Below are 26030 nucleotides of genomic sequence, written 5' to 3'. Positions count from 1 at the left end.
GTTCCGTACCCTTGCGGCATGCGGATGCGCCCCACTTTGAGATGGACCCCCGAAGCGGACCTGCCGCCGGGCACCACGGATCTCGCGCCGGTCGCCGACGCGCTGGGCAGCGGCGGTGTGCTGGTGCTCAGCGGGGCGGGGATCTCCACGGAGTCGGGCATCCCCGACTACCGGGGTGAGGGCGGGAGCCTCAGCCGTCATACGCCGATGACGTATCAGGACTTCACCGGCAGCGCGCAGGCCCGGCGCCGGTACTGGGCGCGCAGCCACCTCGGCTGGCGCACCTTCCGCCGTGCCCTGCCCAACACGGGGCACCGGGCCGTGGCCGGGTTCGGGCGACAGGGTCTACTCTCGGGGGTGATCACGCAGAACGTCGACGGTCTGCACCAGGCCGCCGGGAGTGCGGACGTGGTGGAGCTCCACGGCGGCCTGGACCGGGTCGTCTGCCTCGGCTGCGGTGCTCTCGGTCCGCGCCACGAACTCGCGCGACGGCTGGAGGAGGCCAACGCGGGGTTCGAGCCGGTGGCCGCGGGCATCAATCCCGACGGTGACGCCGATCTCACCGACGAGCAGGTCGGGGACTTCCAGGTGGTGCCCTGCACGCTCTGCGGCGGTGTCCTCAAGCCGGACGTGGTGTTCTTCGGTGAGAACGTGCCGCCGGCGCGGGTCGAGCACTGCCGCGCACTGGTCCGGGAGGCCTCCTCGCTTCTCGTTCTGGGCTCCTCGCTGACGGTGATGTCGGGGTTGCGGTTCGTGCGTCAGGCCGCCGACGCCGGCAAGCCCGTACTGATCGTCAACCGGGACCCGACCCGGGGCGACCGGCACGCGGTCACCCGGGTCGCGCTGCCCCTCGGGCAGGCCCTCACCACCCTGGCCGACCGTCTGGGCACCCCCGTCGACAGCTCAGTCCTCGTCGCGCAGCCTGGCGGCCAGTGAGGTCAGCGACTCGGCATCCTCGGTGTGGCCCAGTGCGGTCAACCGGGCGATCGCCGCGTCCAGGCGGGTGAGGGCCGGGGCGGGGCGTTCGAGGTAGACGCCCTCCACGACACCCGCGAGGCGGACGCATTCCGCCCACGAGCCGGCCTGCTCCTGGTCCTGCGCCTGCCCCGGTTCGCCGATCAGGGCGAGCGCCTCCTCCAGGGACGTCAGGGAGTCCGCGTACTCACCGGCGTACGCGTGGACCCGCCCGTATTCGTAGGCGAGGGCGACGTCCAGGGGGCGGCCCTGCGCCTCGTACCCGGCGGCGCCCGCCTCGTGGGCGACCCGGGCCGCGTCGGTGAGGAAGGCACGGGCGCCGGCCAGGCCGTCCGGGCCCTGGCGTTCCGCCTGGAGACGGGCGAGTTCGCGCAGACAGTTGCTGAGCTGCTCGTAGCGCGGATCCTTGGCGTGGGCGGCGAGCGCCTGGTCCGCGGCCTCGCGGGCACGGGCGAACTCACCGGACTCGCCGAGGAGTACGGCCGTCTCCGCGGCGATCATGGCGTGGCTTCCCGGGTCGTCGTCCCAGCCGGCCGACTCGGCGGCGAGGGCGACGAACTCCGCCGTGGCGGCCTTGAGGTCCTCCCCCGTGTGCAGCGCGCGGGCACGGGTGAGCCGCAGTTGGGCGGTGAGCCGGTCGTCCAGTTCGCCGGTGGTGACGTCCGGTTCGGCGAGCAGGGAGTCCAGCAGGGCGATGCAGTCCTCGACCCGGCCGAGGTCGAGACTGAGCCGGGCCGCGCTGCTGTACGTGCAGAAGGCGTCGAACCGTACGCCGTGGCGCAGGTCCAGCTCCGCCGAGCGGGTCAGATGGCGCAGTGCCTCGTCGGGGCGGCCCAGGTGCAGGCAGGCCCCGGCCATGTCGTTGTGGAGGCGGGCGGCTCCGCTGGTGTCGGCGGGCCGGCCGGCGGCCAGCCGCAGGCCCTCGGTGAGATCCGCGTACGCGGCCTGCGGGTCCTGGAGTCCGAGGTGGAGCCTGCCGCGCAGGCCGAGGGTGCGGGGCAGGTGCCAGGCGGGGCCGTGCGTCCTGAGCCGGTCGAGGACGTCGTCGGTCCCGGCGAGCGCGGCGGGCAGATCGCCGGACAGGGCGAAGGTGGTGGCGCGCAGCAGCAGGGCCCCGGAGATCTGCGTGGCGATGTCGTGCCGGGTGGCGAAGGTGTGCAGCAGGTCCGTCTCGGCGAGGACCGGCGCGATGTGCTCCTCGTCCCCCGAGGTCTGCAGGCGCAGGCCGAGGGCGGTGGCCCGCAGCCTCAGCAGGCGGGCCTCCAGGTACGGGGGGAGGCCGGGCGTCCGCTCGTGCAGCGCGGTCACGGCGGCGTGGGCGGCGGTCAGCGCGGCGGCCTTCGCCTCCTCGCCGTCGTCGTCCGGATCGGGGATCTGCCCGGTGGCGAGCAGGGCGCAGCCGCGGGCGACCGCCGCGTACGCCGGCTGCCCGGCGTCGTCGTACAGGCCCGCAGCCTCCTCGTAGAGGGCGGCGGCTTCGGCGTGGTCGTTCTTCTCGCCGGCCTGGGCCGCCTCGTCGTCCAGCAGGTCGGCGCGCAACCGGACGAGCGGGCCCACGGCGGGGTCGTCGGGGTGGGTGTAGTCGCGGGCGGCGACAAGGGTGCGCAGTCGTGCCCAGCAGGCCCGTGAGTCCGGGTCCCCCTGTTCGTCCAGGGTGCGTGCCCGCACGATGAGTTCGGGCAGCGGCTCGTCGGTGGCGGGCGTGACGGCGGGGGCGGCGGCCGGGGTGACGTCGTCGAGGCCGCGGGTGCGCAGGGTCAGTTCGAGTGCGTCGGTGAGCGGTTCACGGTCGAGGCGGGCGCCGCGGCGGCCGGCGTGGGCGGTGGTGCCGTTGCGGGTGTCGAAGCGGGCGGCGAGGTCGTCGGCGCGCTCGCGTACCTCGGCGCGCAGGCCGGTGACCGTCCAGGTGCGGCCGGCGAACCCGGCGGCGGGCAGTTCGCCGTGGCCGAGGAGTTCGACGCGCTGGAGGAGGACCTCCGCGCCGGTGAGGAAGTCGAGCTGCTCGCGCGGCGAGTCCACCTCGTCGAACAGACTCCGGTTCTCGGCGAGGAGTTCGAGTCCGCGTGCCTCGTTGCCGGTCAGCGCGCAGAACTCCAGGTGCCGGCCGATCTCCCCGGCCATCGAGGGGTTGCGGCGGCAGCCTCGGTAGCCGGCGAGGTGCAGTTCGCGTGCCCGGTCGATGCGTCCGGTCCGCAGCAGGGGCAGCAGGGCGTGGGAAATGGAGCGGGCCGGTTCCTCCTGGCAGCTCTCCTTGCCCTGCAGGACGGGATCCCAGGCGCGCAGCGCCCCCTCGTCGTCGCCGGCCGTCAGGTGGTACAGGGCGCGCTCGCAGATCTCGCAGGCCTCGCAGTCACTGAGCCGGGTGCGGGTGCGGCCGGCCCACAGCTCGTAGGCGAGGGCGGTGTCCTCGCCGATGTGGGAGGCGAGCTGGTACGCCTGTCCGTAGTACGGCTGGAGGCCGTAGCCGGCCTTCTCGTAGCGGTCGCGCATCTCCGTCTGCCACTGGCGCAGGCTGGCGAGCGGTATCTCGGGCAGCGCGCGCAGCGCGTTGGCCACCCACTTGAAGCGCCAGAAGAGCGTGTGGCGCAGGCGCTCGTCGAAGAGGTCGGGCTGCTCGTCGAAGAGGGTGAGCAGCCGGGCGAAGACGACGGGCGACTTACGGGGTTCGGAGCCGTAGGTGTACGCCTCCTGGAGTTCGAGGAGCGCGCGGATCAGTGGGACGGGCTCCTCGAACTGTTCGGCGGCCTCGGCGAGTTCCTCCGCAGTGACGGTGCGCGCACGGCCGTAGGGGCGCTCGTGGTTCTCCTGGAGCGCCTGGTACAGCTCGTGGGTGCTCCGGGGAAGGGGTGTGGTCGGCATCGTCAGCTGTCCTTGCGGAGGGCGTGGGCGAGGAGGTCGAGGAAGGAGCGGTTGATGAGGCTCGACTCGGCGGGTCTGAGCGGTCGCCGGGACAGCAGCGCGGCCTGCCCGTAGAGGGCCTCGGCGCTGGTACGGGCGAGTTCGGGCTCGTCGATGGCGACGGCGGTGCGGACCAGCGGGTTGAGCTGGTTGAGGATGAGCTGGGCCCGCGGGGCCTCCTGGTGCAGGGCGCCGAGGATGTCGCCCCACAGGCCGCCCTCCTGCTCGCGGGCGAGCCGGGAGCGGGTGCGCTCGTGCCGGGCCTCGCGGCTGTCGACGAGGAGGGCGGGGGCGGAGGCGGGCTGGAAGGTGCGCAGCGCGACGTCGCAGTCGAAGACGGCGAGGGCGTCGCGGGCCTGGGCGAGATAGGCCGCGGCGGCCAGTTCCGTCTCCCGGTCGACGGGGTCGAGGTGGGCGGTGAGGGTGGCCGGGTCGAGGTCGGCGACGCTTGCCTCGGGCCTGATCTCGGGTAGCCGGTGGACCAGTTCACGGTCGTAGGTGTAGCCGCCGTTGACGACGCCCAGTCCGGCGGCCGAGGCGATCGCCGCGACCTGCCGGAACTCCTCGACGCTCGAGGTGACGAGCACGGTGCGGTGGGTGCGCGCGAACTCGTCGAGGGTGGTGTGCCCGTCGGTGGTCTCGAACGGCAGCCAGGGCAGCAGCATGCGCAGGATCTCGTCGTCGTGCACGGCGAGGGACTTGACGGCCAGGTGGTGGGCCTGGAGGAAGCGGTGCAGGAGGCCGGGGTCGCTGGCGGCGGCACGGGCGATCCAGGCGCGCAGCCGCTCGGCGAGGGCGTCCCGCACGGCGGCGAGGGTGTCGTCCTCGTACAGGGCCTCTCGGGACGCGGTCGGGCGCAGGCTCTCGGCGTCGACGACACAGCGGACGAAGAACGCCCATTCGGGAAGGATCTCCTCGGCCTGCTCGGACAGCAGCATGCCCTTGACGTGCACGCGGTGGCCGTGACGGCGTCCGGCGGGCACCGTCTCGGGCAGCACGCAGGCGATGCCCTTCAGGCCGACGGCCGGCAGGTCCAGCTCGATGGTGTCGAGCGGTTCGAAGCCGAAGACCTCCTTGCCGTACGCGGCCAGCGCGCGGGAGCGGGCTCCGGGCGTCGGATGTGTGCGGGCCCAGGGGGCGGGTTCGGGGTTGACGGAGGCGGCGCCCGTGCCGTCGTCGAAGGTCACCGGGTGGCGCAGCAGGGAGCCGAAGTGCCGGGCCAGTGAATGCACTTGGCCCGGGCGGGTCCACTCGCCCGCGTCGCTGCGGGGGGTGAGGGTGACGGTGGTGCCCGGGCGGGGCCGGGCGGTGGCGGGCAGGACGCGGACGGTGTAGCTGCCGTCGCCGCGTCCCCGCCACTCCACGGCGGGCGCGTCGGGGGTGCGGGCGGAGCGGCTGAGGACGTGGATCTCGTCGGCGACCAGGAAGCAGGACAGCAGTCCGATACCGAACTGGCCGATGAAGTCGGCACGTTGCTCGGCGATCTTCTCTGCGCGCTTGCTGCTGCGGCCGATCGTGGCGAGGAAGGTGTGGACGTCGGCCTCGGTGAGTCCGACGCCGTCGTCCTCGACACGTACCTGCGCGCCGTCGGCGTACAGGCGGATGCCGAACGAGCCGGCGGGGGCGTCCGGTTCGAGGGTGTGCCGGGCGGTCAGCGCGTCCACGGCGTTCTGCAGGAGCTCGCGCAGATACACGCGGGGGCTGGAGTAGAGGTGGTGGGACAGGAGGTCGACGAGACCGCGCAGGTCCACCTGGAAGGTGCGGTCGGTGCGGGCCGGGGTCGGGGGCGTTTCGGGCAGATTCATCGGACAGTCCGGGGTGGGAGGGGCGACGGGCGGGGCGGGCAGGGTGCGGTCAGGCGCGGCGCTGGTGACGGGCGAACTGCTTCTCGGGTTCGGCGAAGAAGGTCCAGGGCCACTCGGTGAAGGCGCCGTCGAGGGTGCGGAAGACGCGCCGGACCGTGTGGCTCTCACCGGCCAGGGACAGTGCCATGGCGAACATGTTGAAGTCCTGCTGCCAGCCCGGACGCCAGAGGTAGGCGGGATGGAGGATGCTGTGGTCCGCCGCTTCCCGCAGTCGCGCCCGGATCTCGTCGGTCTCGAGGTGGTCTCCGCGGTCGGACTCGACCCATTCCTCGATGTACGCCATCGGGAGCACGCAGCCGAGGCGGTGGCCCTGCGGGGCGCGGGAGAAGGCGTCCTGTGCGAAGGCCAGGGCCTGTCCCGGCTCGCCGCCCCAGCGGGGCTGCAGCTGCGTCATCCAGGCGAGGTGGGCGTCCAGGTTCAACGGGTCGCGGCGCAGCGCGGCGTCGCGCCGGGTCCGGTTGACGTCACCGCCGAGCGACATGCCGCGGCCGGAGGTGAGGAGTTCGCTCCACGGCGTGACCCATTCCGGCCGCAGTTCGGCGGCCTGGAAGAGCTGTTCCTCGGCGGTCTCGAGCCGTTCGTGGAACACGCGCCACTGTTCCTGGGTGACCTGTGCGGCGCGTGCGCTGGTGCGGGCCTCCCAGCCCCAGCGGATGTGACGGGCCCCGGATATCAGCAGGGCCGCCGCCCGGTGTTCCCCGTCCTCCTCGACGGCCCGGCCGATCCGGTCCTGTACGCCGTCCAGGCCGGCGAGTTCGCCGAGGACCTGGTGGTCGTGGCCGAGGTCGAAGGGGGCCAGCGCCTTCTCGACCGCCGGCCAGTCGGCCGCGTCGGCGGCCTCCACCAGCGCGAGCACCCGGGTGTCGCCGAGTGCGCGCAGCCGGTACATCCCGTTCTTCTTGCGTGGCGCGGGAAGGACGTGCGGATCCTCCGTCGTTCTCTCCGTGTCCCTGCCGAACAGTCTGCCGAGCATGCCGCACCCTCCCCTGGGCCCGCGTGATCACCGCGTGCAGCATAAGGGACCCCCCTGACACCGCTTCCACAGGGTTTTTTCACCGGTGCTTCACCGATGGCCGTCCGTGCGCCGCGCTCCTCACCGGTGCGCGGCGGGTGGACGGATCAGTCGGTCCCGTCGCGCAGTTGGGCCAGGCCCGCCGCCGTCAGCGGCCGGGGTTCCTCGTCGGGGTCCACCAGGACGACGGTGCACTGTGCCGCGTGGGTGAGGGCGCTGGTGAAGCCGCCGTCGGCGAACTGGGCGAGGGGGCCGCGCGGGGAGCGCCCGATGGCGACGGTCCGGGCGCCGGCGAAGGCCGCGTGCCGGGCGAGGGCGCGGCCCGCGGCGGCGTGGTCGCCGACGCTGGTGAGGATCTGGCCGGTGGCGGTGACTCCCGCGGCGGTGACCCGGCCGAGGTGGGCGGTGACGGCGGCGCGGGCCTGCTCGTCGCTCTCGGTGTCGACGGCCTGCTCCTCCACCACGGCCGTCCGCTGGACGTGGACGATCTCCAGGGGGCTGTCGGTGTCGCGGGCGAGTCGAGCCGCCGCGTCGACGATGCCTGCGGCCCTCTCGTGCGACCCGACGGCGACGATCACCCGGGGTGTGCCGGAGGCGGCGGGGGCACCGACGGCGGTGAGGGCGGGGGCGAGGGGCTCCGGGTCGGCGGGCCGTGTCTCGGCCTCGCGCAGCATCCGGTGACCGGTGGCGAGGACCGGGATGGCGAGGAGGAAGGAGGCCGCGCCGACGTAGAAGGGCAGCGACAGACCGGCGGCGTCGGCGAGCTTGCCGGCGGCGTACGGGGCGATGCCGCCGCCGATGAAGCGCAGGAAGCCGTAGGCGGAGGAGGCCACGGGGCGTTCGACCGGGGCGACGAGCATGACGGCCTGGGTGGTGAGCGTGTTGTTGATGCCGATGCAGGCGCCGCTGACGATGACGGCGACGATCACCACGGTGGGCGTGTCCACGCCCATGGCGATCACGGTCATGATCACGGCCAGGGCGGCGAGGTTGGCGTACAGCGTCGGAGCGGTGCCGAAGCGGGCCTGCAGCCGCGGTGCGCCGAAGACGCTGAAGAGGGCCACGAGGAGGCCCCAGCCGGTGAAGACCAGGCCGAGCGCGGTGGCGTCCAGTTCCATTGGGTAGGGCGCGTAGCCCAGCATGGTGAAGAAGCCCCAGTTGTACATCAGTGCCACGATGCCCATGGTCAGCAGGGAACGGTGGCGCAGTGCCTTGAGCGGGGCGATGGGCGAGGTGCGGTGCTCGGGTTTCGGTGTGGCGGGGACCAGGAGGACGGTCGCGGTCAGCGCGACGGCCATGAGCACGGCGACGCCGAAGAAGGGGCCGCGCCAGCTGAGGTCGCCGAGGAAGCCGCCGAGCAGGGGGCCCACGGCGATACCCAGGCCCAGCGCGGTCTCGTACAGGATGATGGCGCCGGCGAATCCGCCGCTGGCGGAGGCGACGATGACGGCGAGGGAGGTCGCGATGAACATCGCGTTGCCCAGTCCCCAGCCGGCCCGGAAGCCGACGATGCCGTTGATGGAGCCGGTGGCGCCGGCCAGGGCGGCGAAGACGACGATGACGGCCAGGCCGATGACGAGGGTGCGCTTGGCGCCGATGCGGCTGGATATCCAGCCGACGAAGATCATGGCGACGGCGGTCACGATGAGGTAGCTGCTGAACAGCAGGGACACCTGACTGGGTGTCGCATCGAGGTTCTCGGCCAGGGCGGGCAGGATCGGGTCGACCAGCCCGATGCCCATGAACGAGATCACACAGGCGAACGCCACGGCCCAGACGGCCCTCGGCTGCCGGAACGGGCCGGCCGCCTTGTCGTGCGGTGCTGTCATCACCGCTCCTTCCATGTCGTACCCGGGGGACCGGGCTCGGTGGGGGGGGCGGGCTCAGGACCGCGTCATGCGCCGATGGATCGCGCGCGCCAGCGCGGGGAGCGCTACCCGCACCGCGTCCCGCTCGGTTTCCGGCAGTTCGTCGATGAGGTGCTGCAGGGCTTGGGCGCGTTCGGCCCGGCGCTGCCGGAACACCTCCAGGCCGGCATCCGTGGCTTCGACCAGTACGGCCCGGCCGTCGGAGCCGTCGGCCACGCGCCGCACCAGTCCGGACCGTTCCAGGCGGGTGACGAGCTGGGTCATGCCCGGCTGCGAGACCTTCTCCGCACGGGCCAGTCCGGTGAGGCGCTGAGGGCCTTCGCGGCCCAGCCGGCTGAGCAGCGACGAGGCGGCGGTGCTCAGCCCACCGGCCGTCGTACCGCGACGCACGTAGCGGACCATCTGCTCCACCGCGAGCGTCAACTCCTCGGTGGAGACGTCCGGAGTGTCGGGATCCCGCTTGTCCATAAGCACATTATGCATATACGTGTAACATGCATCAACCTCGGTCGCGAGGGTTCACCGCGGCTGGGGTACGGGCGCGACGTCGCTCGCCGTGACGCCGGGGGCGTCGGTCGGGACCCGCGGGGTGGTGAGGTCCTCTGCGGGCTCCGGTGACACGGGCCGCGTGGGCGTGGGCGTGGGGGTCGCGCTGGTCGCGGGCACCGGCGGGGCGAGCGGGACCGTCGGGGACACCGGCTCGTCGGGGGCCGACGACAGCAGGGGCAGTCCGACCAGGAGGGCGACGGCACAGGTCAGTCCGGCCCCGGCAGCGGCGCGGAGCAGCCGTCGGCGCAGCGCTCCGCGGCGGATCTCCTCGTACCGGCCGGGGGGCGGGCCGAGGTAGTCGGAGCCGGGGCGGAGGATGACGGCGAGCGGGTCGTCGGGCTCGAACTCCGGTCCCTCGTCAGCGTGTGTGATCAAGGCTCCTCCTCAGATGGGCGCGGAGCAGTTCCCGGGCCGCGTGGAGATCGGCCTTGACGGTTCCCTCCTTGCGTCCGGTCACCGCCGCCACTTCCCTGACCGGCATGTCGGCGTAATAGTGCAGCAGGATCGGGACGCGCAGCCGTTCCGGCAGCGACTGCACGAGCAGGCGTACGGACGGGTCGGACTGTTCGGTGTGCGGGCGGACCGCCGTCTCGGTGGTGACACGGTGGACGGCCTTGCGTTCGCGTTCGAGTCTGCGCCAGTGATCCCGGACGATGTTGGCCGCGGTGACATAGAGGAAGCCGCGCGGCTCGGCCACGGACGTCCAGCGGGCCCACAGCCGGGTGAACGCCTCCGAGGCGATCTCGTGGGCTGTCTCGTCGTCGTCGACGAGCCGGCGGCACCAGCCGGCGAGGCGCGGGTAGAGGGCGGCGAAGAGTTCGGACGCTGCCTGCTCGCGGGACCGTTTCAACGTTCTCCAGGGGTCATGTCGTGGAACCGCTCACGGACCGGATCCCGGGCCGGGAGGACACACGGCCCGCCCGCCCGGGATCCGGCCGCGGATCAAGGGCTCGCGGAGGTCAGCGCCGCGAACACGATCACGTTGTCGCGGTACTCGTCGCCGCTGCGGGGGCCACCGCAGGTGATGAGCCGCAGCTCCGGACGGTCCACGGCACCGTAGACCGCGTCGGTCGGGAAGTCCGCCTTGGCGACCGTCCGGACCTCCTCGACGGCGAACACCGCCGCCGTGCCGTTCTCCAGGCGTGCCGTGATCGTGTCCCCCCGGCGCAGACGGGCGAGACGACGGAAGACACCGTCCCCGTGGGCGCCGACGGTGACATGACCGAGGATCACCGACGGACCGGTCTGGCCGGGCGTCGGCGAGTGGCGGTACCAGCCCGCCCGGTCGTCCGCCGCGATCGGCGGCACCTCGACCGTACGGTCCGGGGCCAGACCCAGCCGTATCACCGGGGTGTCGACCCCGATGGCCGGTATCGCCAGTCCGACCGGGACCGAACGCCCCAGCGCACGCGCCGGCTTCGCGGAGGACCGCGCGGACGGCGTCGTGCCGGTGGGGTGTCCGGCCGTGGACCGGGGGGTCCCCCGACCGCCGCCGCAGCCGGTGAGCAGCGCGGCCGTGGCCGCGGCGGCGAAGGCACGCCTGGAGAGCGGCGTCATGCCGTGGTCGCCCGCCGGCGCCGTACGACGAACACGGCGCCGCCGGCGGCGAGCACCGCGGCGGCACCCCCGCCGATCAGCGTGCCGTGGGCTGTGGACTCCGGGGCCGCGACGCCGGTGTCGGGGGCGCCACTCGGTACGACGGTGACCTCGCCGGGGGCCTCCGACCGGTCCGACGAGTCGGTCGCGGCCGGAACCGGGCTCGGTTCGGTGGCGTCGACCGGGGCCGGTGCCGCCTCGCTGGGGACCACGGTGGCCTCGGTGACGGGCGACGGCCCGTCGGCGAAGGCGGGCACGGCGCTCGCCAGCACGGCGGTGCAGGCGAGTGCCGCGGCACCAAGGACAGTTCGGCGCATGGATCGCTCTCTTTCGTCGGTCCGCCCGCCCGGTGACCGGGCGGGTTGGTCATGGATCGTGCGAAGAGACGAGACAGCGCGGAGCCGGGTTGTAAAGAGCGGGCAAAGTCGGCGGCGTCCGCCGGCCGGCCGGCTCAGATGTTCTCGACGACCACGGTGACGGGGGTGCCGGTCTCGATGGTGCGGCTGACCGTGCAGAGGCGGTCGTGGGACGTCGTCACCGCGCGGGGCAGGATCGCGCGAGCGCGGTCCGCGCCCTCTCCGTCGGGGAAGGTGACGCGGAAGGTGACCTCGAGGCCGGTCATGCGGTTGCCGAGTTCGTCGCTGATCTTGTCGCCGCTCACCGAGACCGAGAACGCGTCGGGTTCGGCGTGGCGGCTGGTGGCGACGTCGACGTCCGCGGCCGTGCAGCCGCCGATGGCGGCCAGCAGCAGTTCCACCGGGGTGAATTCGGTGTCGCGGCCGTCGTCGGAGGCGGTACCGAACCCGATCGTGCCGCCGCGGACGTTGGTGGCGACGTAATGGCCGGTGGCGGTGCGCTCGACGACCACGGAACGCTGGGAGTCTTCGCTCATGCGTCGACAGTAACCCCACGGCCTCAGACGAGTTCCAGGCCGCCGTCGACCGTGATCACCTGACCGGTCGCGTGGCGCCCGGCCGGTTCGGCCATCCGGAGGATCCAGTGGGCCATCTCGTCGGCGCCCGCGATGCGGTGCGTGGGGATGCGGTCGCGCTCGTAGGCGTACATGTCGTCGGCGGCCTCGGGACTGAGGCCGGCGTGCAGCATGACGTCGGTGCGGGTGGGGCCGGGGGCTACGGCGTTGACCCGGACGCCCTCGCCCGCGAGTTCCAGGGCCCAGCTGCGGGTCAGCTGCTCGACGGCCGCCTTGGTCGCCGCGTAGTGGGCGCCGCCTGCCATGGGGCGGTGGCCGTAGGTGCTGGAGACGTTGACGATGGTCCCGGAGGTCCTGCGCAGGTGCGGCAGGGCCTCGTGGGCGAGCAGGCTCGGTGCGACGACGTTGAGCGCCAGCAGGTCGAGGATCGTTTGTTCGTCCGTCTCCGCCAGCGGCATCACCGCCGTGGCACCGGCGTTGTTGACCAGGTGGTCGAGGCGGCCCCCTCGCCGTACGGCCTCGGCGACGACCAGGGCGGGAGCTCCGCCGGCGCGGATGTCGAGGGGCAGGACGTCGATGTGCTCGTGTGCCGCCGCCGTCTCCTTCAGGGGCTCCTCCCGGCGGCCCACCCCGAGCACCCGCGCGCCGGCTTCGGCGAACGCGATGGCGGTGGCCCGGCCGATGCCGGTCCCGGCACCGGTGACGATCACGACCTGCCCGGAGAAGGTGCGGTCGGCTGAGTCGGTGGTCATGGGATCCCTTTCGTTCGATGTTCGTTGCACATAGAACATTAGGGAACCGTTGCCAACATCGTCAAACTGGGCACAACATTGTCAGACAGTGGGCAGCGGTGACGGCGTCTCCGCTCTTACCGAACGGGCGAGTAACATGACGGGCATGCCCGACCACACGTCCCCCGCCGACACCGAGATCACCCTGCCGCGTCTGCTGGGAGCCCTCAGCGATCCGACACGACTGGGCATCGTGCGCGTACTGTCCGACGGTGCCGAGCGCGGGTGGGGTCAGCTCTGCGCCCCGGTGGCCAAGTCCACGCTCAGCCATCATCTGAAGACGCTGCGCGAGGCGGGTGTCACCCGGACCCGCCAGGAGGGCACACGGTGTTATGTGACGTTGCGGCGTGAGGTGCTCGACGCGCGGTTCCCCGGCCTGCTGCCGGCGCTGCTGTCCGCGGCCGTGGCCGACCATGTGGGCGAGCACGTCACCGAACGCGAAGCGACGTGACTTGGGGGGTCCGGCGGCCACGGCCGCCGGACCCCCCAAGTCCCCCGTGGAGTACGGGTCAGTGCTGCTCTGCCGTCACGCCGTCGGCGTAGATCAGCGCGGTCTTGTGGCCGTACTGGATGGTGTACATCCTCTTGGCGCCGAAGACGACCTTGCCGCTGGAGGGGAAGAAGTCGTCCGTCGGGGCCGGAGCCGCCGTGGACACATAGGCCTGCCCGGCGGGCACGGTGTACATACTCAGCGGTGCCTGCGTCGACGGTGACAGGCCGTCGGGATACTCGGCGGCGTCCGGGTAGTCGGTGCCGTATACCTTCAGCGCCCCGGTGCCGGCCGGCTCGACGATCGTGACGTCGCGCGCCGGAACGGTGTTGCGGCCGTGCGGGTTGTGGAACCACACCTTGCTGCCGCTGTACCAGATCGCGGTCCAGGCGCCCCGCTTGCCCGCGACGACGAACTGCTGGCCGGCCTGGGCCGCGGCGCCCCAGTCGCTGATCCGGTCGGTGCCGGGGCCGTCGGGGTGGATCGTCTGCTCACCGAAGAGCGGCGCGTCGGCACGCGGCTCGGTCCGCAGCCGGACGAAGTTCGCCGCCTGACGCACGTCCGCGCACTCCTCGGTGGCGCCGCTGCCGTCGTCCTGCGGACACACCTCCACGGTCTGCCTGTTGCGGTCGAAGCCCGGAGCGATGGTCACGGCGGAGCCGACCGGGCCGACGCCGTGCCGTCCCTTCAACGGCGCGCCCACCATGGCCATGAAGCGCTCCCAGTTCCACGACGGGCCCGGGTCCCAGTGCTGGTCGTGGATGAACCGGTCGGCCGGGGCCAGGACGTTGTCGTGTCCGATGATGTGCTGCCGGTCGAGCGGGATGTCGAACCGCTCGGCCAGGTACTTCACCAGTTCCGCGGTGGCGTGGTACTGCGACTCGGTGTACCAGGTCGCGCCGTGCGCGGCGTAGCCCTCGTTCTCGATGCCGACCGAGTGCAGGTTGGTGGAGTAGTTGCCCGCGTGGAAGCCCAGGTTCTTCGTGGGCACCATCTGGGTCACCGCGCCGTCCGAGGAGCGCACCACATAGTGGGCGGCGGTGCTGCTCGCCGGGTCCTGGAACGTGGCGATGGCGGACTCGTAGGGCGACTCGGTGTCGTGGATGATGATCTGGTCGATCCGGATGCCGTTGGCCGGCCGGTCCGAGGCCTGGCCGTTGCTCGCGGCGGCCGGGACGAACGCGCAGTCCAGCGTGGGCGGGCACTCGGTGTCCGTGTCGGGCGCGGAGGGCAGGCCGAGCTTGTTCACCTGCGTGGTGGCCGGGGCGATCCCGCTGTCGGCGGCGAGCTTCACGTGCTGGCCGTCGGACGTCGTGCGGGCGGCGCCCTTCCTCATGGTGGCGAAGACGCGGTCGGCGAACGCGGTCGCGCCCTGGCGCACCGTGGAATGGCTGTAGCGGGCGACCGCCCCGTACCAGTCGTCCGGATCGTCGGACGTCGTCCCGTGCAGCTCCTTCTGGTACGACGCCAGCAGGGCCGCGCCGCCGCGGATGTTCGCGCCGGGGTCTTCACGGAGTTCACCGGCCGGCAGACCGGTGAGTTCGGCCGCGGTCCGCAGTGTGTGCCGGGCCTCGCCCCCGGCCAGCTTGCCGGCCTCCGGGCGGCCCGCCATGCCGGCGGCGCCGCCCGCGATCATCTCCGGTGTGACGTCGGTGAGATGCATGGGTCCGAATCCGCCGGACGCACTGTGCCCGCCTCGGTGGGTGTCCCATGCGGACTGCTGGTAGGCCACCGCCAGCAGCACCTGCCGGGGCACCTTGTACTCCTCGGCGGCGGCCGCGAAGTCCTGCTGGAGCGCGGCGTCGGCGGCGGGGGCCTCCCCCGACGCCTGCGCGACCACCGGGACGGTGACGGCGCCCGCCACCGCTATGGCCACCGCGCCGAGTACGAGGGGCCGTCGCCGGAGGGCGTGCTTCCGGCGGGATGTCGTGTCTTTTCTCATGAGGTTTCCGATTCCGGGCAGGCGGAACACACTGTTCGCCGGCGGTGTGGACGACACGAGAGCGAGGGGATCGTCGGGACGCGGGACCTCGCGGCACGCGTGACCGTGCCGGGCCGCCCTGAGATCCGGTCAACACCTGTGTGTGCCGCCCCTGTAGTAGATGCCCGACGAACCTAGCAGAGGTCCTGCGGGCGCATGCGCCGTGACACCCGCCGGACATCCGGCGGGGCACCTTCTGCACACACTCTCCATAACAACGTTGGTGAAAGGCAGTGCCGCATGGGCGTGCCGGGTCAACCTCCCAGGAGCCTGCCGAAGGTCTCGCCGGCGACGGTACGCAGCAGTTCGTCCTCGACCGCGCGCAGGCCGCCGGACCCCCGGGCCCCCGAGGACATCCCGTACGGCCGTCCCTCGGCACGCCACGTCAGCTGGGCTCCGGGCGTCGCCACCAGGCATTCCATGCGGAGGTCCCCGGCGATCCACAGCATGCCCCGGCCGTCGCGCATGCTCAGCCAGATCTGCTCGGGCACGGTGGACTCCAGCTCCCGGACCACTCTGCCGTCCGGCGCCAGCAGCAGGATCAGGCGCTTTCCGTCGGCCGTCCGCTCCAGCTGACACGGCCACGCCTGGAAGGGATGCGCGGCGGCGATGCGCAGTTGAGCCGCGTCATTGGCGTACATCAGCCAGCCGCCGAGCCCGAAGAAGCTCCCGAACACGAGCCCGGCGGCGGCGACCACGATGGCCGCGTTCGTGCCGAAGGGCCAGGCGGAGGCCGCGACCAGACACACCATCGTGACCAGCAGGGCCAACAGCCCCGTGCCGAACAGCGCCATCCGCAGACAGGTCTTCCGCGAGCGGCGCAGTCTCGCCCCCACCCAGGCCGCGGCCGGTCGCCGCGACACCTGATACCCGTACTCGTCGGCCAGCATCAGCCTTCGCCCCCCGTGGCTCGGTCACGCCATCTTCGCCGTCCGGGAGCCTCGGTGGAAGGGGCAAGTACAGTCCTCCCTCGGTTCGTTGAACCGGCGGGGCTGTACGCGCGTAAGAAGGGAACGGACGGTCCCCCGCTCGCGCGGGGCCCGGGCCGCCGTATCGCACCGGACGAACCGAGGAGTACGCGACGATGAGCACCACTCGCCTGAACGACCGGCTGACCGGCGGCCAACCGCTCGTTCTGGGGCTGTTCCGCATCGTCCTGGGCCTGCTGTTCACCAGCGAGGGCGCCGCCACGGTCTTCGGTGTGCTGGACCGGGACGCCAGTCCCGCGGGTGACTGGCCGTTCTGGTACGCGGGCGTGATCGAGCTCGTCTGCGGTGCCCTCGTCCTCCTCGGCGTCACAACCCGCGGCGCGGCGTTCCTGAGCTCGGGGATCATGGCCTTCGCCTACTTCACCGAGCACCAGAAGGACGGCCTGTTCCCGCTGCAGAACGGCGGTCTGTCACCGGTGCTGTTCTGCTGGGGGTTCCTGCTCCTCGTCTTCTTCGGCCCCGGCTCCCTGTCCCTGTCGGGCCTGTTCTCCCGCGGCGGGACCACGCCGGCCACCGTCGGGGCCACGTCCGACCAGGCTTCGCCGGCCGGCCGGTAGACTCGCCTTCCGTGGCCGATACACAGTACGAAGACCTCTTGAGGCTGGTGCTCACCTCCGGAACGCCCAAGGCCGACCGGACGGGCACCGGCACCCGAAGCATTTTCGGGCACCAGCTGCGCTACGACCTCTCCCAGGGGTTTCCGCTGGTCACGACCAAGAAGGTGCACCTCAAGTCGATCGTCTACGAGCTGCTGTGGTTCCTGCGCGGCGACTCGAACGTCGGCTGGCTCCAGGAGCACGGCGTGACCATCTGGGACGAGTGGGCGGACGCCAAGGGTGACCTCGGCCCGGTCTACGGCGCCCAGTGGCGGTCCTGGCCCACCCCGGACGGCCGGCACATCGACCAGATCGGCGACGTGCTCGACACGCTGCGCCGCGACCCGGACTCCCGCCGGATGATCGTGTCCGCGTGGAACGTCTCCGAGCTGTCCAGGATGGCGCTCGCGCCCTGTCACGCCTTCTTCCAGTTCTACGTCGCCGACGGCAGGCTCTCCTGCCAGCTGTACCAGCGCAGCGCCGACCTCTTCCTCGGTGTCCCGTTCAACATCGCCAGCTACGCCCTGCTCACCCACATGGTCGCGCAGCAGACCGGTCTCGAGCCGGGCGACTTCATCTGGACGGGCGGCGACTGCCACATCTACGACAACCACGTCGAGCAGGTCACCGAGCAGCTGTCGCGCACCCCGTACGAGTTCCCCGCGCTGGAGCTGCGCCGGGCGTCGTCGCTCTTCGACTACGCGTACTGCGACGTGCGGATCGCCGGCTACCGGCACCACCCGGCCATCAAGGCGCCGGTGGCGGTGTGAACGTCGGGCTGATCTGGGCGCAGACCCAGGACGGTGTGATCGGCGCGGACGACGGCATCCCATGGCGGCTTCCCGAGGACATGGCGCACTTCAAGGCGGCCACGCTCGGACATCCGGTGGTGATGGGGCGCAGGACCTGGGATTCGCTGCCCGCGCGCTTCCGCCCGCTGCCCGGCAGGCGCAACATCGTGCTGACGCGTGATCCGGGCTGGTCCGCGGAGGGCGCGGAGCGCGCCGGTTCCGTCGCCCGGGCGATCGGGCTCGCGGCGGAGGCGTCCGCGACGACGGTGTGGGTGATCGGCGGCGGCGAGATCTACCGTGCCGCCCTGCCGTACGCCACGACGCTCTCGGTGACCGAGGTCGACGTGACGGTGGACGGCGACACCTACGCCCCCGCGCTGGACGCCGGGTGGCAGGTCGTCGAGGACGGGGGCTTGCGGGTCTCCGCGTCCGGGCCGGGTTACCGGATCCGCCGGTACGCACGGTGACCGCCGGCCGCCCGGAAGCGGTGCGGCGGTCTTCGGCTTCGCGTCGTCGGGCGGCCGGCACGGGTGTGCGGAATCCGGGCTGATCTCACGTATGCGGACCGTTCCAAGACCGTGCGCGATCCGGCGCAGCCGTCGGCCGGGATCAGTGGTGGCGGTGGGGGGCGGTTCAGGCCACGATGCCCACCGCCACGACCGCGCACACGGCCATGGCCACGGTGATCAGCGTCATGGCCGTGAGCGTGCCGCGCAGCCAGCGTCCGAACCGGACGCGGTGGTGTTCCTCGGCCGTGCTGATGCTGTCGGCGATGTGCTGGGTCACCATGCGGGCCACATGACGCTGTTCGTCGAGATACCAGCGCTCTATGTCGCCGCACTGCTCATGGGTCAGCCCGTCCGCACGTGAGGTGAACGCGGCGACCCGCCGCCGGGCGGCGCCGAGATGCGCCTCCCGGTAGAGATAGGCCTCGAGGTCGGCCAGACCGCGAGCTGCTTGCTTGTCCGGGTCCATGAAGTCCTCCGGGGTGACGGCGTACCGGTCCTCAGGCGGCGGCCCGCGCGGCCTCGTCGATCAGGCGCGCCACGTCGCCGGGGTGCGAGACACTCACCGCGTGGGAGGCGGTGACGCTCACGATCTTGGCCCGCGCGCGTTCGGCCATGAAGGTCTGCGTCTGCGGCGGGATGTTCCGGTCCTCGGTGGCCACGAGGACCCACGACGGGATGTCCCGCCACGCCGGGGCGGTGGCGCTCTCGGCCAGCGCGGCATCGGTCACGGGCCGCTGCGTCGCGGCCATGACCAGCGCGGTCCTCTCGGGGACGTCGGCGGCGAACTGCTGGTGGAACGTGCCCTGTTCGATGTAGAGGTCCGTGACCTGGCTGCCGTCCGACAGCGTGACCGGCACCGGGCGCAGCGCCTCCCCGAGGGTGCTGCCGGGGAACTTGGCCGCCAGAGTGAGGGCGCTCTCGCCCTCGTCGGGGATGAAGGCGGCGACGTAGACGAGGGCCTTGACGTTGGCGAGTCCCTTCGCCGCGTTGCTGATGACGGCGCCGCCGTAGGAGTGTCCGGCGAGGACGACCGGTCCGTCGACGGAGGCGACGAGCTGCCTGACGTACTCGGCGTCGGTGGCCAGTCCGCGCAGCGGGTTGCTCGCGGCCACGACCCGGTGGCCGTGCGACTGAAGGGCGTCGACGACGCCGTTCCAGCTGGAGGAGTCCGCGAAGGCGCCGTGGACGAGGACGATGGTGGGCTGCTGTGCACTCATGGGAGTGGCCTTTCCTGGTGTTGTCGGGTGGTGACGGGTATTGACCGGTGGTGACGGGTCGGTCAGCCGTTTCGCAGGGCTTTGCGCAGGACGTGGACGGCCTGCTCGATCGCCGTGGTCGAGGCCTGGGTGCCGCGGACCGGGTTCAGCATCATGAAGTCGTGCAGGGTGGCGTTGTAGCGGATGCTCGTGGTCGGCACTCCGGCCTCGAGGAGCTTGCGGGCGTAGGCCTCGCCCTCGTCGCGCAGTACGTCGTTCTCGTCGACGACGACGAACGCCGGCGGCAGACCCCTCAGGTCGTCCGGCGTCGCGCGCAGCGGGGACACGGTGATCCGGGCGCGCTCGGCGGGGTCGGTGGTGTAGGCGTCCCAGAACCACTCCATGGCCTTCGCCGTCAGGTGGGGGCCGTCGGCGAAGGTGCGGTAGCTCTCGGTGTCCTGGGCCGCGTCGGTGACGGGGTAGTACAGCGACTGGTGCAGGAAGGTCACGTCGCCGCGCTGCTTGGCCAGGTGGGTGAGGGCGGCGGCCATGTTGCCGCCGACGGAGTCACCCGCGACGACGAGCCGGGAGGCGTCGAGGTCCTCTTCGGCGCCGTGGGCGGTGATCCACCGCGCGGTGGCGTAGGCCTGCTCGAGCGCGACGGGGTACTTCGCCTCCGGGGAGCGGTCGTACTCGACGAAGACGAGGGCGGCCTTCGCACCGACGGCCAGTTCGCGCACCAGCCGGTCGTGGGTGCCGGCGCCGCCGAGGATCCAGCCGCCGCCGTGCACGTAGAGGATCACGGGCAGGACACCGGTGCTCCCGGCGGGCCTGACGACGCGCACCCGTACGTCGCCCGCCCCGGCGGGGACGGTGAGCCATTTCTCGTCCACGTCGGGCTTCTCGACGGGTTGCGCCTGCACGTCGTCGAGCAGCTTGCGGGCGCCTTCGACGCCGAGCTCGTACAGCGGCGGCGGCTCGGCGGCGGCGACGGCGAACGCGCGGGCGGCGGGTTCCAGAATGCTGTCACTCAATGTGGACTCCTTCAGCACGGTGGTTCCGAAAGGCTGTGCACTCACTGAGACCGGGCCGGGGCCCCGGCTGTGACACACCCGGCGAAAACCCCCACGTGACGTGGACCCGGCATTCGCCGTCGAACACGGCACAACCATTCGCGCGTGCCGCGGGTCACACCAGTCAGGAGCAACCGCTCCAAGAGTCGCAAGGGGGAAATATGAGACTCAGCCGTTCTGTCCTGGCCGCCTCCGCCCTGGCCGCCCTGTCGTTGGGGGCCACCACCGCCCTGGCGTCGCCGGCCTCGGCCGCACCCAACACCACACCGCAGAAGGTCTGCGGGAGCGCCTACAAGACCGTGAACTCGGCGGCCGTCGGCTCCCTCGGCACCGTCTACCTGACGTACAACGCCGCCAACGGGGAGAACTGCGTCGCGACCATCCGCACCAACCCCGGCACCAGGCTTGACATGTCCGCGTGGATCTATGTCACCGACACCGACGAGAACGCCCAGGACGCGGGCCGTTTCACGTCGTACGCGGGACCGGTCTACGTCTACGGCAAGGGCCACTGCGTGGACTGGGGCGGCAGCATCAACAACGTGTACGTCCAGGTGTACGGCTCCAACTGCGGGTCCTTGAAGGAGCACCGGGTCACCTTCACCCGCTGATCCCGTCCCCTGGCGGGGCCGTAGCGCCTCGCCAGGGCCGGCCGGGTCCCCTTCGCTCAGGTGCGGGTCTTCCATGTGTCCGGGCCGCCGCCTCGCCATTCCACCTGCTCGGAGCGGCGCAGCCAGTCGTCGTCGGCGTTGTCCAGGCCCGCGAGGCGCAGGAACTCCACGACGTCCAGTGGTCCGTACGCCATGCCCAGGAACCGCTCGCCCGCGCGGACGCGCCGGCCGCCGTCCTCGCCGGGCGGGTAGATCACGATCGACCGGTCGTTCGCCATGTCACCAGCGTGCTATGCGGGGCGTCCGCCCGCATGCCGAGCGGAAGCGGCCATGACGAGCCCGCCGGCGATCGCGCCGATCACGTACCAGAAGAGGTCGGGTGCGTTGAAGGTGGAACCGAGGATCAGGCGGGCCGCGGTGCTGTGCCGGGAGAGGTCCGCCGGGAGGCCGCTGAGTTGCAGGAACTCGACGCCCCAGCTGACGGCCAGCGCGACACCGGCGGCCTTGAGGGGCGTCGCCCTCGGTGCCGCCAGGACGACCAGGCTGAGGATCAGCAGGGTGTAGAGGGCGTCACCGCCGTATTTCGCCACCTCCCCCGTCGTCACGGCCCGCAGGCCCAGTCCCGCGCACACGGTCACGAGCGCGGCCACGGCCGCCGTGGCACGGGTCCGTGCCGCAGTGGTGTCCGAGCGGGGGCGGGGTGCCGAGGAGAGAGCCATGGCGTCATGATCCCGCAGCGGAAATCCGGAGGACACGCGGGTGCCGCCGCTGTCGGCATGCACGGCATGGCACGAGGTATCCGGTCGCGGAGGGTTCGATCCGTCCGCTGACGGCGGCGCGAACAGCCGGTCGTGGCGGGGCCGTTCGGCGCCGCGACGACCGGCCGGATCAGTCACCCGTCACTGGGTGTCGCCCTCCGGCAAGGGGTACGGGAAGCCGGCGGTGACGCCGATCCTGTCGTACTCCATACGGGACTTGTCGTAGCCGTCCTCCCAGTTGGCGTTCTCCACGGTGTTGCACTGGTAGCTCTGATACGACTGGTCGGTGGTCTTCCCGACCTCGATGTCCTCGAAGGCGAAGCCGCAGCCGCCGGCGTCCATGTGGATGCCGCGGGTGCCGCTGTCCGGCATCGACGCGTCGGGAATGACGTCGCCGATGACGACCTGGCGCACATGGTTGTCGACCGTGTGGGGTTCGACGTTGCTGACTCCGTAGGTGTAGAAGGCGCCCATGTCGCCGCTGTCCAGGCCGGCTTCGTCGATGCGCAGATACTCGAAGGTGTTGTCACGGGCGTAGTTGTCGTCGGGGGCGACCTCGGGGCGGACCTCGAGGCTGACGCCGTACCGGGCACTGTGCTTGATGTGGCTGTGACTGACCGTGTTGTGGCCGGTGTTCATCAGCTCGATGCCGGAGGCGTCACCGGGGACCAATTCTCCGTAGTGGGTGATGTAGTTGTTGGTCAGCAGATGGCCGTTGGAGGTGTTGCCCTCGCCCGGGTAGGGACCCTCGACCTTGATGCCGTCGCCGCCGATGTTCTCCAGCAGGCTGTCGCGGACGGTCAGTCCATCGTTGGCGAACAGGGCGTAGACGGCGTGGTAGCCGGTGTCCGACATGTGCAGCCGGGAGAGGGTGACGTCCTCGCTGTTGGTGACCGTGACGGCGCCGAAGCGGTTGCGGGGCATCTCGATCTGGCGGTCGTACTCCGGGTACTTGTGCCGGTCGCCCGAGTCGCCGTCGCTGATCCAGCCCGAGCGGTACCAGTCGACGAAGTCGCTGTACTGCAGGGCGAGTCCGTCGAGGGTGATGTCCTCGACGCGCCGGTCGGGGCCGGCGCCGGCCAGGTTGAACAGCGTCTTCACCGTGGGACGCAGCACGGTGACGTCGTCGATGTCACCCTTCGGCTTGTAGTACAGCTGCCCCTTCTTGAAGTCCATGTAGTACTCGCCGGCCTGGTCCAGGAAGTCCAAGGAGTTCTGCAGGAAGTAGCGTGAGCCGCCGCGGGAGTTGATGAGCGCGTAGCGGGTCCAGTGCTTGAGCGTCATCTGGTTCTTCGCCGCGTTCCAGTCCCGGATCGGGACGGTGTCGGTGAACCAGCTCCAGCTTCCGCCGGACCAGATCACCACCTGGGCGTTGTCGAGGTTCCAGTCTGCGTCCCACTCACCGGGGTTGGAGTAGAGCCATTGGTGGACGGCCTCCTTCTCCGGTTCGGAGAGTACGGAGGTCAGGTACGGGGACCAGGTGTCGTCGGAGCCTCGGTTGGGGTAGCGGGCGGTGGTGGCGCGCTTCCCGTCCTCGAAGAGGGTGTAGAAGGGCTGGTCGGTGCCGACGTCGGCGCGGTAGACGCCGTCCTTGTACTCGGTCCAGCCGGTGACGGGTTCGGCGCCGGTCACGCGGGCCTTGCCGGGGCCGTCGTAGGAGCGGTAGACGACCCGGTGCCCGCCGCTGCCGGAGTCGCGGTCGTCGAGGTCCACGGTGCGGCTCAGGGGGTAGTCGCCGGCACGCAGGTTGACGTGGATGTCGCAGCGCATCCGGCCGGGGCGGTTGAGGCCCTTGTCACGGATGTGGTCCCGGGCCTTCTCGACGGTCTTGAAGGGGCGGCTCCTGGTGCCCTTGGCCCTGTCGCTGCCGTCGGGTGCCACGAAGAGTTCGGTCGCCTTGCACTGGGCCGCGTCCGCCTTCGCGTCCGGGACGTCCAGCGCCGTCCCGCCGACCAGCAGGGCGCCGGCCGCGAGGAGCAGCGGAAGTCTTGTTCTTCTTCGTACGGGGATGAAGGGCATGGGGCCTCCTTGCCGCGGACGGGTGTGATGTCGGGTCGGGCGTCTTCACGTGGCCGGAATTCCGAAACCGGCCGGTCGTCGTTCGCGACGACCGGCGCACCGGCCCACGCGCCCGGAGAGCTCACGCTCGATCCCGACGCCGTCGCACGCAGACTAGTGGGTCACTGATCGAGCAACGATAGTTAATATGTTCGCCCCGATGGGCCGTCAATACGCGGACGTGAACGATAAATTACTGTCGGCGGGGCGGGGTTCCCGGGCCGTCCGAGTCAGAAGTCTCTCCATCCATGGAAGGGCGGCGGTATGACCGTTCCCGATCCGCCGGTGTTTCCCCGGCTCGGCGAGGAGGACCGGGCGGCCCTGGTCGCCCTCTCCCAGCGGCCTTTGGGGGCGCTCCGGACGCGCAGCCGTGTCGTACTGGCGTGTGCCGAGGGGCTGGACAACGCGGAGATCGCCCTGCAGCTGCGGCTCAGTCCCGCCACGGTCGCCAAATGGCGGGAGCGGTTCCTGAGCGGGGGCGTGGCGGGGCTGCGGGACGCCCCGCGTTCCGGACGGCCGCGGAGCACCGACCGGCGCCAGGCTGAGGCGCACATCGCGGGCGTACTCGAACAGGCCGGGGGCGGATCGCCGGTGCCGTCCACCCGCGCCCTGGCGGAGACGCTGGACCTGTCGCAGTCCACGGTCGCCCGGATCTGGCGGGAGCAGCAGGCGAGGCTGCCCGGGCCGCAGGCCCCGCGCCCGCCCCGGAACCGTCCGGAGGCCCAGCGGGAGAAGGGCGAACCTCCCCTGGCGCGTGTCCCGCGTCAGCTGCTCTCCGACCATGTCTACGCCCAGTTGCGCGGCTGGATCGTGAGCGGCCGGCTCGAACCGGGGCAGCGGCTCGTGGAGTCGGACATCGCCCGCCGCTTCGGCACCAGTCAGGCGCCGCCGCGCGAGGCCATCAAGCGGCTGGCGCACGAGGGGCTGGTCGTCTCCCAGCCGCACCGGGGCACCTACGTCGCGCGGATCTCCGAGCGGCAGGCGCAGGACGTGCGGGACATCCGGGTCATGTTCGAGGAGTACGCGGCCCGCCGGGTGACGGGCGCCTTGGACGCCGAGCACGACCGGCTGCTGGCCGACGACGTCGAGCGGCTGCGCGGGGCGGCGGCCCAGGGTGACATCGGGGCGTTCCGGGACGCCGACATGTCCTTCCACCGCCATGTCTGCGAGGCCACCGGCAACGCGGCGCTGATCAGGCTGTGGCGCATGATCGAGTCCAGTCTGTGGGAGCTGCACGTGCTGGGCGATCCGCGCTATGTGGGCGGCTGGACCGCGATGGCCGAACACCACGCCGAACTACTGGACGTCCTGCGCTCGGGCGACCCCGAGGCAGCGGGCCCGATGTTCGCCGACCACGCGGCGGGCGAGGTGCTCCGGTACCTGCCGGAGCCCGGTACACCGGCCGGCCCCTGAGACGGGCGCACGGCCGGACGTCACCGAGGAAGCCCTCCGCCCCGCCGCCCGACGGCGGCCCGGCCCGGCGGCCGGACCCTGCGCCGGCGGACGCGGTCACGCGTCACCGAGGCACCCTTCACACCCGCCGCCCCTGCCGCCGGACGGCGGCCCGGCGCACGGGCCGGACTCCGACCCGACCGCGCACGGTCCGTACGTCGGCGCCGAACCGGCCCGACGGCCGGACCCGGAGTCCCGCATCCGCGGTCACGCGTCGCCGGGAAGCTGTTCGCGCCCGCCGTCCATGCGCCGGACGACGGTGCCGATCAGTTCGACGACCGCGGCCACCCGGCCGGGGGTCGCCTGGGACTTGAGCAGGGACGAGCTCACGGCGAAGGGGCGGCCGTCCGTCGCCGTTTCGGGAACGGCGACCGCGACGCACACGATGCCCTCGGCTGTCTCCTGGTCGTCGACCGCGTAGCCGTTCGCGCGTGCCGTGCGCAGTTCGGTGAGCAGCGTGTCGAGGGTGGTGATCGACCAGGGCGTACGGGACTCGAACGGCACGCGGTCCGCGAGCAGTTCTCGCACCTCGTCGTCGGTGCGGCCGGCCAGCATCACCTTGCCCAGCGCCGTACAGGTCACCGGCAGTCTCGCGCCCGTCCTGCTGGTCGGCCGCATCAGCACCGTGCCCTCGTGCACGGCGAGATAGACCACGTCCGTGCCCTCCGTGGTGGCCAGTTGGAGGGTCTCCTCCCGGTCGCCGAGGCGGCCCACCTGCTCCCTGAAGGCCCGCACCGGGTCCAGTGCGTCGAGGTAGGCCTGGGACAGCCGCAGCAGTCCGGGGCCGAGCACGAATCCGCCGTCCACGGCTCTGACCAGCTCGAGGTCGTGGAGGGCGGCACAGATGTTGACGACGGAGGCGCGCGGGATACCCCCTGCGGCGGCGGCGAGCCGAGCGGGCGTCATCGTCCGGCCGCGGGCCTGTGCCAAGGCCTCGAGTATCGCCCCCGCTCTGAGAACGGCGGGCGCCGGTGCGGCGCTGGCCCATACCGATCCGTCCCGAGTACTCATGCCCTCCCCTTCGTCGTCAACCAGTTGACA

Annotated in this window: 27 protein-coding genes; 7 read left to right on the top strand and 20 right to left on the bottom strand. The window is 71.8% G+C overall.

The genetic code is table 11. From position 1 onward, the window contains the following. Nucleotides 1-18: 18 nt before the first annotated feature. Nucleotides 19-936 carry an NAD-dependent protein deacetylase gene (locus tag ACGFR9_RS09265; RefSeq protein WP_393204617.1) on the top strand — a complete coding sequence of 306 codons (918 nt, stop codon included), beginning with the start codon at nucleotides 19-21 and terminating at the stop codon, nucleotides 934-936. Here ACGFR9_RS09265 and ACGFR9_RS09260 read toward each other — a convergent pair. The 11 genes from ACGFR9_RS09260 to ACGFR9_RS09210 form a co-directional block, all read right to left on the bottom strand. Next, on the bottom strand, nucleotides 904-3834 hold the full coding sequence (locus ACGFR9_RS09260; RefSeq protein ID WP_393204614.1) for a hypothetical protein: 2931 nt from the start codon (nucleotides 3832-3834) through the stop codon (nucleotides 904-906). The two genes, ACGFR9_RS09265 and ACGFR9_RS09260, sit on opposite strands and share 33 nt — an antisense overlap. Nucleotides 3835-3836: 2 nt before the next feature. Further along, nucleotides 3837-5678, bottom strand: a complete 1842-nt coding sequence (locus tag ACGFR9_RS09255; RefSeq protein ID WP_393204611.1) for an HSP90 family protein — start codon at nucleotides 5676-5678, stop codon at nucleotides 3837-3839. Between the two features lie 49 nt (nucleotides 5679-5727). Next, complete coding sequence (locus ACGFR9_RS09250) at nucleotides 5728-6711, bottom strand: hypothetical protein (RefSeq protein ID WP_393204608.1); 984 nt, start codon at nucleotides 6709-6711, stop codon at nucleotides 5728-5730. Nucleotides 6712-6857: 146 nt separating this feature from the next. After that, nucleotides 6858-8579, bottom strand: coding sequence for an MFS transporter (locus ACGFR9_RS09245; protein WP_393204605.1), 1722 nt, complete (start codon nucleotides 8577-8579; stop codon nucleotides 6858-6860). Between the two features lie 54 nt (nucleotides 8580-8633). Next, nucleotides 8634-9086: a MarR family winged helix-turn-helix transcriptional regulator gene (locus tag ACGFR9_RS09240; RefSeq protein WP_393204603.1), complete on the bottom strand. Its 453-nt coding sequence runs from the start codon at nucleotides 9084-9086 to the stop codon at nucleotides 8634-8636. A 51-nt stretch (nucleotides 9087-9137) separates the two neighbouring features. Further along, on the bottom strand, nucleotides 9138-9542 hold the full coding sequence (locus ACGFR9_RS09235) for a hypothetical protein (RefSeq protein ID WP_393204600.1): 405 nt from the start codon (nucleotides 9540-9542) through the stop codon (nucleotides 9138-9140). Continuing rightward, nucleotides 9526-10017 carry an RNA polymerase sigma factor gene (locus ACGFR9_RS09230; protein ID WP_393204598.1) on the bottom strand — a complete coding sequence of 164 codons (492 nt, stop codon included), beginning with the start codon at nucleotides 10015-10017 and terminating at the stop codon, nucleotides 9526-9528. The genes ACGFR9_RS09235 and ACGFR9_RS09230 overlap by 17 nt, the downstream gene beginning before the upstream one ends. Nucleotides 10018-10109: 92 nt before the next feature. Further along, nucleotides 10110-10724 carry a class F sortase gene (locus tag ACGFR9_RS09225; RefSeq protein WP_393204595.1) on the bottom strand — a complete coding sequence of 205 codons (615 nt, stop codon included), beginning with the start codon at nucleotides 10722-10724 and terminating at the stop codon, nucleotides 10110-10112. Continuing rightward, complete coding sequence (locus tag ACGFR9_RS09220) at nucleotides 10721-11080, bottom strand: sortase-dependent protein (RefSeq protein WP_393204592.1); 360 nt, start codon at nucleotides 11078-11080, stop codon at nucleotides 10721-10723. Before ACGFR9_RS09220 ends, ACGFR9_RS09225 begins: the two co-directional genes overlap by 4 nt. Before the next feature lie 134 nt (nucleotides 11081-11214). Then, nucleotides 11215-11655, bottom strand: a complete 441-nt coding sequence (locus ACGFR9_RS09215) for an OsmC family protein (RefSeq protein ID WP_393204589.1) — start codon at nucleotides 11653-11655, stop codon at nucleotides 11215-11217. A 23-nt stretch (nucleotides 11656-11678) separates the two neighbouring features. Continuing rightward, nucleotides 11679-12446: an SDR family NAD(P)-dependent oxidoreductase gene (locus tag ACGFR9_RS09210; RefSeq protein ID WP_393204586.1), complete on the bottom strand. Its 768-nt coding sequence runs from the start codon at nucleotides 12444-12446 to the stop codon at nucleotides 11679-11681. Nucleotides 12447-12591: 145 nt separating this feature from the next. Here ACGFR9_RS09210 and ACGFR9_RS09205 point away from each other — a divergent pair, with 145 nt between their 5' ends. Further along, nucleotides 12592-12936: an ArsR/SmtB family transcription factor gene (locus ACGFR9_RS09205; RefSeq protein ID WP_393204583.1), complete on the top strand. Its 345-nt coding sequence runs from the start codon at nucleotides 12592-12594 to the stop codon at nucleotides 12934-12936. Between the two features lie 58 nt (nucleotides 12937-12994). Here ACGFR9_RS09205 and ACGFR9_RS09200 read toward each other — a convergent pair whose 3' ends face one another. Together ACGFR9_RS09200 and ACGFR9_RS09195 are read right to left on the bottom strand one after the other, a co-directional pair. Next, on the bottom strand, nucleotides 12995-14917 hold the full coding sequence (locus ACGFR9_RS09200) for an N-acetylmuramoyl-L-alanine amidase (RefSeq protein WP_393204580.1): 1923 nt from the start codon (nucleotides 14915-14917) through the stop codon (nucleotides 12995-12997). Between the two features lie 293 nt (nucleotides 14918-15210). Then, nucleotides 15211-15846 carry a hypothetical protein gene (locus tag ACGFR9_RS09195; RefSeq protein WP_393204578.1) on the bottom strand — a complete coding sequence of 212 codons (636 nt, stop codon included), beginning with the start codon at nucleotides 15844-15846 and terminating at the stop codon, nucleotides 15211-15213. 194 nt (nucleotides 15847-16040) lie between these two features. On the opposite strand from ACGFR9_RS09195, the gene ACGFR9_RS09190 reads away from it, so the two are divergent. The 3 genes from ACGFR9_RS09190 to ACGFR9_RS09180 are packed head-to-tail and all read left to right on the top strand — an operon-like array spanning nucleotide 16041 to nucleotide 17799. After that, nucleotides 16041-16502, top strand: coding sequence for a DoxX family protein (locus ACGFR9_RS09190; protein WP_393204575.1), 462 nt, complete (start codon nucleotides 16041-16043; stop codon nucleotides 16500-16502). An 11-nt stretch (nucleotides 16503-16513) separates the two neighbouring features. Next, nucleotides 16514-17311, top strand: a complete 798-nt coding sequence (locus ACGFR9_RS09185; protein ID WP_393204572.1) for a thymidylate synthase — start codon at nucleotides 16514-16516, stop codon at nucleotides 17309-17311. Further along, nucleotides 17308-17799: a dihydrofolate reductase gene (locus ACGFR9_RS09180; RefSeq protein WP_393204569.1), complete on the top strand. Its 492-nt coding sequence runs from the start codon at nucleotides 17308-17310 to the stop codon at nucleotides 17797-17799. The genes ACGFR9_RS09185 and ACGFR9_RS09180 overlap by 4 nt, the downstream gene beginning before the upstream one ends. A 166-nt stretch (nucleotides 17800-17965) precedes the next feature. On the opposite strand, the gene ACGFR9_RS09175 is transcribed toward ACGFR9_RS09180, so the two are convergent. From ACGFR9_RS09175 to ACGFR9_RS09165, 3 genes are all read right to left on the bottom strand, one after another. Beyond that, complete coding sequence (locus ACGFR9_RS09175; protein ID WP_393204566.1) at nucleotides 17966-18307, bottom strand: hypothetical protein; 342 nt, start codon at nucleotides 18305-18307, stop codon at nucleotides 17966-17968. Nucleotides 18308-18338: 31 nt separating this feature from the next. Continuing rightward, nucleotides 18339-19058, bottom strand: a complete 720-nt coding sequence (locus ACGFR9_RS09170) for an alpha/beta fold hydrolase (protein WP_393204563.1) — start codon at nucleotides 19056-19058, stop codon at nucleotides 18339-18341. Between the two features lie 62 nt (nucleotides 19059-19120). Continuing rightward, nucleotides 19121-20071, bottom strand: a complete 951-nt coding sequence (locus tag ACGFR9_RS09165) for an alpha/beta hydrolase (protein ID WP_393204560.1) — start codon at nucleotides 20069-20071, stop codon at nucleotides 19121-19123. A gap of 200 nt (nucleotides 20072-20271) precedes the next feature. Between ACGFR9_RS09165 and ACGFR9_RS09160 the strand changes: the two genes are divergently transcribed. Then, nucleotides 20272-20721 (top strand): spore-associated protein, encoded by a 450-nt coding sequence (locus ACGFR9_RS09160; RefSeq protein ID WP_393204558.1) that lies wholly within the window; start codon nucleotides 20272-20274, stop codon nucleotides 20719-20721. 56 nt (nucleotides 20722-20777) lie between these two features. Here the strand turns inward: ACGFR9_RS09160 and ACGFR9_RS09155 are convergent, their stop codons facing one another. The 3 genes from ACGFR9_RS09155 to ACGFR9_RS09145 all read right to left on the bottom strand — a co-directional run bounded on the left by ACGFR9_RS09155 (nucleotide 20778) and on the right by ACGFR9_RS09145 (nucleotide 23498). Then, nucleotides 20778-20999 carry a hypothetical protein gene (locus ACGFR9_RS09155; RefSeq protein ID WP_393204555.1) on the bottom strand — a complete coding sequence of 74 codons (222 nt, stop codon included), beginning with the start codon at nucleotides 20997-20999 and terminating at the stop codon, nucleotides 20778-20780. A gap of 12 nt (nucleotides 21000-21011) precedes the next feature. Then, nucleotides 21012-21440, bottom strand: a complete 429-nt coding sequence (locus ACGFR9_RS09150) for a DUF2809 domain-containing protein (protein WP_393204552.1) — start codon at nucleotides 21438-21440, stop codon at nucleotides 21012-21014. A 180-nt stretch (nucleotides 21441-21620) separates the two neighbouring features. Further along, on the bottom strand, nucleotides 21621-23498 hold the full coding sequence (locus ACGFR9_RS09145) for a right-handed parallel beta-helix repeat-containing protein (RefSeq protein WP_393204549.1): 1878 nt from the start codon (nucleotides 23496-23498) through the stop codon (nucleotides 21621-21623). Nucleotides 23499-23801: 303 nt separating this feature from the next. Between ACGFR9_RS09145 and ACGFR9_RS09140 the strand changes: the two genes are divergently transcribed. After that, nucleotides 23802-24950 (top strand): GntR family transcriptional regulator, encoded by a 1149-nt coding sequence (locus ACGFR9_RS09140; RefSeq protein WP_393204546.1) that lies wholly within the window; start codon nucleotides 23802-23804, stop codon nucleotides 24948-24950. A gap of 246 nt (nucleotides 24951-25196) precedes the next feature. Here ACGFR9_RS09140 and ACGFR9_RS09135 read toward each other — a convergent pair whose 3' ends face one another. Then, complete coding sequence (locus ACGFR9_RS09135; protein WP_393204543.1) at nucleotides 25197-26000, bottom strand: IclR family transcriptional regulator; 804 nt, start codon at nucleotides 25998-26000, stop codon at nucleotides 25197-25199. Nucleotides 26001-26030 lie beyond the last annotated feature (30 nt).

Origin of the sequence: Streptomyces sp. NPDC048584, assembly GCF_043199595.1 — a bacterium.
In the GTDB taxonomy this organism is placed as follows: domain Bacteria; phylum Actinomycetota; class Actinomycetes; order Streptomycetales; family Streptomycetaceae; genus Streptomyces; species Streptomyces edwardsiae.
Note: the sequence above shows the minus strand (reverse complement) of the source record. Positions and strands in the feature narration are given on the sequence as shown.